This window comes from Rhizobium ruizarguesonis (assembly GCF_012349115.1).
Taxonomy (GTDB): domain Bacteria; phylum Pseudomonadota; class Alphaproteobacteria; order Rhizobiales; family Rhizobiaceae; genus Rhizobium; species Rhizobium ruizarguesonis.
The window spans coordinates 305,397-314,921 of sequence record NZ_PQIG01000067.1 but is presented as its reverse complement, the minus strand read 5'-3'; the positions used below and the strand labels follow the sequence as shown (position 1 = coordinate 314,921).

8 protein-coding genes are annotated in these 9,525 nt (G+C 61.9%); 1 reads left to right on the top strand and 7 read right to left on the bottom strand.

Translation table 11 applies throughout. From position 1 onward, the window contains the following. Positions 1 to 219 precede the first annotated feature (219 nt). From C3Y91_RS10685 to C3Y91_RS10655, 7 genes are all read right to left on the bottom strand, one after another. Positions 220 to 1,107 (bottom strand): efflux RND transporter periplasmic adaptor subunit, encoded by an 888-nt coding sequence (locus tag C3Y91_RS10685; RefSeq protein WP_024319804.1) that lies wholly within the window; start codon positions 1,105 to 1,107, stop codon positions 220 to 222. Next, a complete protein-coding gene (locus C3Y91_RS10680; protein ID WP_024319805.1) occupies positions 1,104 to 1,313 on the bottom strand; it encodes a DUF1656 domain-containing protein in 210 nt (69 codons plus the stop codon). Before C3Y91_RS10680 ends, C3Y91_RS10685 begins: the two co-directional genes overlap by 4 nt. Before the next feature lie 6 nt (positions 1,314 to 1,319). After that, positions 1,320 to 3,392: an FUSC family protein gene (locus C3Y91_RS10675; protein ID WP_024319806.1), complete on the bottom strand. Its 2,073-nt coding sequence runs from the start codon at positions 3,390 to 3,392 to the stop codon at positions 1,320 to 1,322. Continuing rightward, a complete protein-coding gene (locus tag C3Y91_RS10670; RefSeq protein ID WP_020397327.1) occupies positions 3,389 to 3,865 on the bottom strand; it encodes a MarR family winged helix-turn-helix transcriptional regulator in 477 nt (158 codons plus the stop codon). The genes C3Y91_RS10675 and C3Y91_RS10670 overlap by 4 nt, the downstream gene beginning before the upstream one ends. A gap of 247 nt (positions 3,866 to 4,112) precedes the next feature. Next, positions 4,113 to 5,162 carry a class I SAM-dependent methyltransferase gene (locus tag C3Y91_RS10665; RefSeq protein WP_024319807.1) on the bottom strand — a complete coding sequence of 350 codons (1,050 nt, stop codon included), beginning with the start codon at positions 5,160 to 5,162 and terminating at the stop codon, positions 4,113 to 4,115. A 175-nt stretch (positions 5,163 to 5,337) separates the two neighbouring features. Further along, on the bottom strand, positions 5,338 to 6,396 hold the full coding sequence (locus C3Y91_RS10660; RefSeq protein ID WP_018068547.1) for an alpha/beta fold hydrolase: 1,059 nt from the start codon (positions 6,394 to 6,396) through the stop codon (positions 5,338 to 5,340). Between the two features lie 200 nt (positions 6,397 to 6,596). After that, a complete protein-coding gene (locus tag C3Y91_RS10655; RefSeq protein ID WP_024319808.1) occupies positions 6,597 to 7,826 on the bottom strand; it encodes a flavin monoamine oxidase family protein in 1,230 nt (409 codons plus the stop codon). Positions 7,827 to 7,914: 88 nt separating this feature from the next. Here C3Y91_RS10655 and C3Y91_RS10650 point away from each other — a divergent pair, with 88 nt between their 5' ends. After that, positions 7,915 to 9,456 (top strand): cation:proton antiporter, encoded by a 1,542-nt coding sequence (locus tag C3Y91_RS10650; RefSeq protein ID WP_168575285.1) that lies wholly within the window; start codon positions 7,915 to 7,917, stop codon positions 9,454 to 9,456. Positions 9,457 to 9,525: the final 69 nt, after the last annotated feature.

Sequence of the window (9,525 nt, the reverse complement as noted above, 5' to 3'; positions counted from 1 at the left end):
CCAAAGTGAAGCCATTGAAATTACTGGCATGTCGCACTTGGAAATAGAATGTACCATCTGTCATGCCAAAGTGGCATAATGCAGTTTATGGAACTCGATTAAACGCAAGTCAGTACGGCGCGGCGACAGCGATATCCTTTTGCTCTCACCGCCTTGGAAAACGGACCCGGATTGATGGGTTTCTGACCCCCCAATCCGGGGTCCGTATGGCGCGCGGGCTCAGTCAATCGAGGTAGGCTTCGATGATGGTTCTCGCACTTCGACGGTTGCCGTCAGGCCAGCAATGAGGTGAACGTTTCCAGGCACATTGTCGAGATTGATGCGCACGGGCACGCGCTGCGCCAGCCGCACCCAGCTGAAGGTGGGATTGATATTGGCAAGCAGGCCGGTGCCTGCGGTGCGCTCGCGATCCTCGATGCCGGTCGCAATGCTGTCGATATGACCCTGGAGCCTTTGGCTCTGCCCCATGAGGCGGACCGACACCGTATCGCCGACGTGGATGCGCGGCAGCTTCGTCTCTTCGAAATATCCTTCGACGCGCAAGGAGTCGGTATCGACGAGTGCGACCTTCGCGGTACCGGCGGTGACATAGTCGCCGGGTCTCAAACTCAGGTTCGAAACCGTGCCGTTGACGGTCGCCTTGATTTCTGAACGGTCGAGATTGAGCTTGGCGAGATCGCGGTTTGCGAGCGCCTGCCCATAGGCGGCCCGTGCCTGGTCTTCCGCAGTGCGGGCCTGTTCCTTTTGCTGCAACGACGCCGCATCGCCAAGCCGCTCCTGGCGTTCGCGTTCGCGGTGTGCCTGCTCCATCGCAGCCCTGCTTCCTTCGAGGGCAGCTTCTGCCTGGGCAAGCGCAATGTTGAAGCGTTCGCGATCGACGCGGAAGAGCACGTCACCTTTCTTCACACGCTGATTGTCTTGTACATCCACTTCGCTGACGAGGCCGGATACGTCGGGTGCAATGCCGACGACGTCGGCGCGCAAGCGGGCGTCCCGCGTCCAGGGCTCGTCCATGTAATGAACCCAGAGGCCGCGGCCGACATAGAAGGCGGCGCAAACGAAGGCCAGGGTCACGATGAGGCGGACTGAAGATTTGAGCGTGTTCATACGAAATACCAGCGTGTCAAAGAGGAAACTGCTCCCAGGAGCAGCACATAGAGGGAAAGGTCGAAGAGGCCGCGGTGCCAGACCAGCGAATAGGCGCCGAGCCAACTAAGGCTCCGGCGAATGAGGATGACCAGCATGAAGCTTAAGATCATGAGAACGAGGAGGCGTGGCACATAGACGCCGTAGAGATCGAATTCGGCAGGCATTGGCTTTTACTCGGCGGCAATTTGGAGAGGAGTGGCAAGAGCTTGCGGATCGCGCCAGTTTGCCGGCGGAGCCGCTTCCGGGAAGAGCGCGCGGCGAAGGCCGACGAGGGCATCGACATTCTCTCTATCCGCTTGCGGGTTTTCGAGTACGACTGTCGCGAGACTGTCGTCGATCGATTGACGCAGATCGTCCGGCGGATCGATCGCCTGTCCCGCCTTGAGGCGCGACCGGTAGAAATCCGATACGCCGGTCAGAACATGCCCGACCGACAAACTGCTTGAGCCGCGCAACTCGGCTCTCTTCGTTTGCAGCATCAGAACGTTGAAACCCAGACGCACCTCGGCAAAGCCGTCGACCTTTTTCAGTTCGCGATCCTCGACGGCGGCCAGCCGGGGAACCAGCTGACCGAGACGATCGAGGATGCGCCCCGAAAGCTGTTCATGGTCGGTCCGCCGTTCGCCGGCGGCGGTCTCGGCAAGGTCTCTCCAGCCAGCCCGGAGGAGCCGCCGCGCCGCGAGTTCGGCGCCGAAGGGACGAGCGATCAGTGTCCAGCCCAGGGCAAAGCCGATGCCGGCAAGGGCCGCGATCGCTTCGTTGGCGAAGGTCGTGAAATCCGAAGAGTACCGATCCTGAAGCGCGATGAAGGACGCGCTGTTTACCGCAAGCAGCATCGCCAGCATGTTGAACTGAGGCTTCGGGATCAGCAGGCCGAGAAGCAGGAAGGGCGGCGCAAATACCAGCACCAGCAGTTCGTAGCTGTTCACAGCCGGCAGGATGGCGAAGATGTAGATGAAGGAGATGACAAGGCTGACGGCACACCAGATGAACATCGAACGGATGAAGGGCGCCGGTCGGTCCAGCGCCGCGAAGAAAGAACATGCCACCGCGGCCATGGTGACGAAACCTGCGCCGTTCTGCCAGCCGGAGAAGATCCAGAAGAGGGACGCGACGACGATCGCTGCAATCACCGAACAGGCGGCGAAGGCCAGCAGCGCATAATCGTAATGGCGGTTGCGGCCGACGATGCGGCGGTGCCGGAAGACGGGATGCCAAGGTCCGGCGTGATTGCTGCTTCGGATCTGGTCGCGCAGTGTCAGGCAGTCGTGCCAGAGATCGACGATCTCCGCCTGGCGAGCCAGCGCACTGCGGAAAAGCAGCGCATTCCAACCGACATTGTCCGGGTCCGATTGCTGGAGGGCTTCGACGCGCCCGCGCAGACGCTCGGCGTTATCCCCGGCCTCGCCTTTGCCGCCTTGCCGCAGCCAATCGGCTATGTCGTTGAGGACGTTCGAGAGTTCCGCAGGTAGCCGTTCGCCGTCGGCCTTTAGTGCATGGAGACGATCGGCGAGCGAGGAGAAGAGAGGCAATAACATCAACAGCCGTCCCCGCAATTCGCGGGAATGGCGAACGATATCACGGCCGTTCGCATCATGTCCGAGCTGGCTGATGATGAGGTCCAGGCCAGTCACGTCGGCAGCGAGCTTCTGCCGCTTCAGCGGGGTTGCGGGCGATGCGCCCTCCCCGCGCAGGATTTCGTCGGCCCAGCTTCCGGCGTCATCGAACCATGAGACGATACGCCCGCCGAGCACGGTGCGGACGCTTGCCGGAAATACGACAGCGCTGACAATGCTGGCGCAGGTGATGCCGATGATGATCTCTTCGGAACGGGCAAGCGCGGTATCGAAAATCGTCTCCGGCGCGCCGACAGATGGCAGAGCAATGAGCGGCAGCGAATATCCCGCCAGCATGAAGACATAGCTTCGGGCGCTGCGGTCGAGCATCGACAGGAAGAGCAGCGTGCCGGTCCAGAGCGCGATCACCAGCGACAGAAGCTCCGGCGCATTGACGAAGAGCGGCACGAGGAAGACGGCGGCCGAGGCGCCGAGCAGCGTTCCTAGCGCGCGGTAAAGACCTTTCGAGCTCGTCGCGCCGGCCAACGGGTTGGCAACGACATAGACGGCAGCCATAGCCCAATAAGGGCGCGGCAGGTCGAGCGACAATGCGACGAAGAGCGCAAGCATCGATGCAAGGAAAGCCTTGGCTGAAAATAGCCAATCACGCCAACTGGGAAAACTCACGATGCTGCCTCGACCTGCTTTTCCAAGGTGCCTGGTTGCGGCATCTCGCTGTTGTCGAAGGCCTGCAGCACCCGGATGGCGGCCTCCAGATCGGCCTTGTCGACGTTTTGAAGAATGTGGCCGCGCAGATCGTCGAGCACGTTTTCCATGCGAGCGGCAAGCGTTGCCCCTTGCTCGGTCAGCCACAATCCCTTGGCCCGCCGGTCGGCCGGATCGTCTTTGCGCATAACGAGCCCGAGCGTTTCGAGCTGGTCGAGCAGACGCACCAGCGACGGTCCTTCGATGCCGACGTGGCTGGCGAGCACGACCTGACGAACACCGCCGCCCAGGCGGCCGATCCAGAGGAGCGGTGCCGCACAGGCTTCGGAGATGCCATGCGAACTCAACGCCAGATCTACGGCACGGCGCCACTGGCGACCGGTCGAAAGAAGGTTGGCGGTGAAGACACGCTGGAGGTTGCTGTAGGTGTTCATGAACGAGTATATAGCATCAATATCGATAGGATTCAAATTATTTGCTATCTATAATATCGGTTGGCCGACAGCTTGCTCGGCGGGAAGACACCGAAGCACCTGCTCCTTCGTCAGCCTGAACGCGTTATCGCCGCCGCTGGGGATCAGATGGCGGGCGCGCTGCCGCAAGCCAGTCGCCGCACTCGTCGACTTTCCTGACGAGGCCTTGAATGCGGCGCGGCATTTCCATGGAGAGGCTGCGACCCTCTCAGGTCGCCTCGAGAACCATGTTGAGGGGCGTCTGGGCTGCACGCCGGACATGAGTGAAACCGCCCGACCGGATCACCTCGGCCAATCGCCTCTCTCCCGCTTGCGCACCAAGCGCGAGCCCTGTCTCCTGCGCAAGCGAGGTCGGAACGCAGATCATCGTCGAAGCTGAGTAGTAAAGCCGCCCAACCGGATTGATGTTCTCCTCCAGCGTATCTCCGGCCATTGGCTCGACCACCATCCAGACGCCGCCGTCTTTCAGCGCCTTTCGGATATGAGCCGCCGCGGCTTTCGGGTCGCCCATGTCGTGCAAGCAGTCGAAGCAGGTGATCAAATCGAAATCTCGACCGTCGAAGTCCTGCGCCCGGCCGACCTCGAAGTGCAGGTTCGTCAACCCGTGTGCTTGGGCGTGCGCGGTCGCAGCGGCAATCGAGCCCGGATGAAAGTCGTAGCCTGTAAACCGGGAATCGGGAAACGCCTGCGCCATCAGGATCGTCGAGAGCCCGTGCCCACATCCGACGTCCGCCACCGTTGCACCCGATTTCAACTTGTCGATGACACCGTCAAGCGCCGGCAGCCACTCCTGCACAAGGGCATTGACATATCCTGGACGAAACAGTCGCGCGACGGCACAGAACATGCAACCGGCCTGATCGCCCCAGGCGACGCCTCTGCCGGTTTTGAAGGCAGACTGCACCTTTGGCTGGTTCTCGACCATCGCAGCAGCGGTATCGAATGCGCCAATCAGATTGACCGGGCTGTCCGGCTCGGCAAACACAAGGGCCTGCTCGGGCGTCAGCGAGAACCTTCCTCGCTCATAGTGCACGTAACCTGAGGCGGCCTGTGCGGCCAGCCACTCGCGCACATAGCGAGGCGCGCATCCGGCAGCATCGGCAAGCTCGTCGACCTTCGCAGGCCCGATCTCCTTAAGCGTCCTGTATAGCCCGAGAGCATCACCGATCCGAACCAGCGGCACACTGACCGCTCCGCCAAGGTCGCCAAGGACGCGACCCACGAGTTCATTGAGCGTTGTTTCGTTGAGTTCCGTCACGTGAAATTCCTCCCGGTCCTCGGGCGGCGTCTTGCCACCCGTGCCGTCAAGGATGAAGGCCGTCGTCTTGCCGGGCATGAGGCGGTCGTCCCGCGTCTGCGAAGAAATCCGCTCATTGGAGGGACAGATGTCCCATCGGCAACGGAGGATGTGGCGACCTGCCTGCGACGCGGATTTATCCGGAGAGCGCGATGACGATCGCTTGCGAGCGACTATGCACGCCGAGTTTGCTGAAGATCACCGACAGCTGGTTTCGCACGGTCTTTGCACTCTTGCCAAGCCGCTCTGCGATTGCGCGGTTGTCGAGCCCCTCTGCGACGAGGTCGAGAAGGGTCGCCTCGGCGGGTGTCAGACCGGCCTCGCTGACTGCGCGCGGCCGTACGGACCGATCCTGTCCGAGGAAGGCAGCAAGTTCGGCTTGAAACACATTCCAAGCTGGTTCGTCCGGCAAGAGCACATGGTTCTTGCTCTCAAGCGGCACGAAGCTCGCGTTCGGAATCGCGGCGGCCAGCTTGCAACCTTGATCAAACGGCACGCGCACGTCGCCGCGGCTATGCGCGATCAACGTTGGGAGGCGCAGCATCGCCGCAAGGTCCAGCACATCGATCCCCTGCATCTGCCAAAGCAGTTGCGCGGCGACGTCGGCCGTTGCCGTTTGGCGCTCGAGATCGCCCCACCAGCGATGCTGTTCGGGTGTGCCGTCGGGGATAAAGAGGTTGGTGAAGAACCGACAAAACGCTGGATTATCGCGTCCCCAGCCGATGCGAACGAAATTGACAAGGGTCTCGGCTTCCAGCCGCTCGGCCTCGGTCTGAGCTCTGGCACGGGCACCTTGAGCATACGCGTTCAGGAGCACCAGATGCGATACCCGCTCGGGATATCTAAGGGCATATGCGATAGCGAGTGCGCCGCCCTGCGAAAGACCGAGGAGGACAAAGCGGGGCTCCTCGATCGACGCCGCCACGGCATCGAGATCGGCGTGCCACGCTTCAAGGGAGAGGTCGCCGACATGCCGATCCGACAGGCCGCAGCCACGCGGATCGTAGCGCACAAACCGGTTGTGGGCGGACAGCGCCTGGAGCCATGGCCGCCACACCGGGCTCTCGAGATCATAATCGACATGGCTAAGCCAGTGCGCCGCCCGCAGGATCACCTGTCCCTGCCCGCAAGACGCGACGGCGATACGGGTGCCGTCCTTGGAGGCACAGAACCGTATGGTCTGACTAAGTTTCATCGTCCAAGAATATCGTAGCGGAAGATCGCATAACAGACCTATCTCCTACAGGATCGAAATCGTGGCTTGGAAGAACAGTCTAAGTACGTAACGACATCATGTTCACACGCGTCGTAATGATACTGTCATCACATCCGTCGAGTATCGACATGGCCCTGCACCGCCGGCCAATAAAGACAAACGAGATTCACCCTTCTATATCACGAGGGTGTTAGAACAGCTGCAACCTGGTCGGCGGCCCGCAATCCGCTTTCCCATGCGCCATGCGCGGTCGAAAAGTCGGATTGGTGCGTCGCCTCGCCGGCGAAAAATAGCCGGTCGCCGACCGGGCGCGCCAGGACTGCGCGTGCGCCCGCATGGCCGGGCAGCGCATGGCTGTAGGAGCCGCCGATCCAATCGGTGCGACACCAGGAAGAGGCTGCCAGGGGCCGCAGGTGGCGGCGGATGTTGCTGCCGAGCAGTGATGCCAGCTGGTCGAGTGCGAAGGCAAATGCTTCCACCAAACCCGCGCGTTCGATGACGACAGCGCCGTTTCCGCCAAAGAAGCCTTCGACGAGCGGCCGGCCGAGCGGCCGGATATAATAGCTGCCGGTCTCGGCATTTTGCGGGTCGCCGAGCAGATGGGTTTCCGGCTCTAGACCATGATTGCCATGGAGCTCCAAAAACAGCTTGTCTGCGAGGCCAAGCGGCAGCTGACTTGCGGCATGGAGGTGATCGTCGGCCTCCGGGTCGAAGATAATGGTTCCGCGGGCCAGCACGGTGGTCGATGCAGTGATGATCGCGGCACCTGATGTGACAAGACCGCGGTCGGTCTCCAGCTGGACGCCGTTCGCGGTCAATGTCACGCGTCGTACGGGCGTCGAAAGGTGCAGGGCCACGTTCGGAACGGCCGCGCTGATCAGACTTCCATAGCCTTCATGCACCCGCCAATTGGCATCGGTCGCTGCATTGTCATAGGCAAGAAAGTCGGCGACCGACAGCCGATCGAGCGGCGCGCCGTTCATATATCCGCTGAGGGACTGGCAGTAGGCGTTCCACTTGCCATCTGGCTCCAGCGCGTCCGACGCCCTGTCGCTGGCGGGAGGATTGGTCCGCATCCGCTCCTCAAGAGCGGTCCATGCCGCCGCCGCCGCCGCGCGCTCATCCTGCGTAAAGCCGAGATCGCGCCACTGGCTTTGCCACGCCGTCGGCCCGCGCTCGATATTGAACCCGGCCCCACGGCCAATGGCGACGAGAGGATTGCGCTCGGCAGAGTGCAGCCAGCCGCAACCCATATCCAGCGGCATTCCGGCCAATTCGATTGTCCAGGCCCGTCCACCCACGCGGTTGCTGGCCTCCAGGATGATGACCGAGCGCCCGGCATCGGCCAGGCCTTTTGCCGCTGCAATCCCGGCTGCGCCAGCGCCGACAATCGCAACCTCGTAGTCCATCGTCGCCCTCATCAGCTTGATACGACACAAGCTTTACATCGGGGTGGCACCCGCTTCAATGTGCTCGAAAGCCTGCTAGTATGCTGAAATGACGTTCTTTGAAACACTTGTTGCATTGCTGGCGGTTGCCATCCTGCTGCTGCAGGTCACGCGTCGCATGCGCCTGCCCTACCCCGGCATTCTGGCTGCCGCCGGCGTCGGCGTGGCGATGTTGCCCGGCGCGCCCACGATCCCCATCGATCCGCCGACAGCGCTCGCTCTGTTCATCGCGCCGGTCCTTGTCGATTCGGCCTATGATTTCCCGGTGGGCGCGGCGCGGCGCATGCTGCTGCCGTTGTTCTTCTATGCTGTTGTTGCGGTTCTCGTTACGACAGGCGTGGTCGTGTCGATCAGCATGCTGACGGTGGGGCTTCCGATTGCGGTTGCGGTCACACTCGGCGCAATTGTTTCGCCGCCCGATGCCGCAGCCGCCACGGCAGTCCTTTCCAATTTGCCGGTCACCCGCCGTGTGGATGCTTTGCTCAAGGGAGAAAGCCTGTTCAACGACGCAACCGCGCTGCTGCTTTTCGGGGCTGCGCTGACTGTCCAGGCGCGTGGCGGACTGGATGCCGGGACGGCGCTTCAGGTGGGGCTTGCCGCACCTGGTGGGATCGTTTTCGGCATCGTTTTCGGCTTTTTTGTCTCGCGGCTTCGGCCGATAACCGAAAACACGGTCGGCGGGACCCTGCTTCAATTCGTCTACGCTTTTTCAACCTGGCTTATCGCCGAACATCTGCATCTGTCGGCTGTCCTTGCCACAGTGGCGAGCGCAATGACGCTCGCCACTCTCTCTTCGGTCAAGGATTCACCACGGATGCGGGTGCATTCCTTCGCCGTCTGGACGACTGTCGTCTTCCTGCTGAACGTGGTGGCTTTCCTGCTGATGGGCCTGCAGGCGCGCCGCATCCTTGAAGCGATGTCGGCCGAAGAGCTTCAGCGGGCGATGGGATTTGCCGCCATCGTGGTGGTCGGCGTCATCCTGGCGCGTATGGTGATGGCGTTCCTGCTTCACGCCGTCGTCGCGTCTCGCCACCGACGCGGCCATGAACTGGCGCCTTTCACATCCGGGGAGACCTTGCTGGTGGGGTGGGCCGGTATGCGCGGCCTCGTTACGCTGGCGACGGCCTTCGCGCTCCCCGCCGACTTTCCGGAACGAGACCTGGTCGTGCTGACGGCCTTCGCGGTGGTGCTCGCAACCCTGGTCATTCAGGGGGCGACCCTGGCACCGATGATCCATTTCCTGAAACTCGGTCGGCAGGCAGAAGTCCAGGATGAACTCAAGGCGGCCCGAAGATCGCTCGCCGAAGCGGCCTTTCAGCGGCTTGAGAAGGAGGGCGGCACTGAAGCCGAAGCGATACGGACGATCTGCAAGGATCATTGGACTGCATCAACCGATGCAAACAAGACCTCGCCGCTCGATCGCCGCCGCCACCTGACGATCGCCGCCGTTCTTGCCCAGCGCCAGCGGCTCGAGGAATTGCGCGACACAGACCAGATCGGCGCGACGCAATATCTCGAGCTGCAGGAAGACCTGGACTGGAAGCAGCTTTCCGTCGGCTCCGATGAAGATCGCCGCATCACAGAAAGCTAGATCCGATAAGGCAGTTGTCGATGCCAACGCGATCGGCATCAAAGGGTCTGTTCTCCGTCAGCCCAGCAT

Excerpts from the sequence above, each read along its gene's own strand:
- C3Y91_RS10685 (WP_024319804.1), bottom strand. The coding sequence starts at position 1,107 with ATGAACACGCTCAAATCTTCAGTCCGCCTCATCGTGACCCTGGCCTTC.
- C3Y91_RS10660 (WP_018068547.1), bottom strand. The coding sequence starts at position 6,396 with ATGAAACTTAGTCAGACCATACGGTTCTGTGCCTCCAAGGACGGCACC.
- C3Y91_RS10680 (WP_024319805.1), bottom strand. The coding sequence starts at position 1,313 with ATGCCTGCCGAATTCGATCTCTACGGCGTCTATGTGCCACGCCTCCTC.
- C3Y91_RS10650 (WP_168575285.1), top strand. The coding sequence starts at position 7,915 with ATGACGTTCTTTGAAACACTTGTTGCATTGCTGGCGGTTGCCATCCTG.
- C3Y91_RS10655 (WP_024319808.1), bottom strand. The coding sequence starts at position 7,826 with ATGGACTACGAGGTTGCGATTGTCGGCGCTGGCGCAGCCGGGATTGCA.
- C3Y91_RS10670 (WP_020397327.1), bottom strand. The coding sequence starts at position 3,865 with ATGAACACCTACAGCAACCTCCAGCGTGTCTTCACCGCCAACCTTCTT.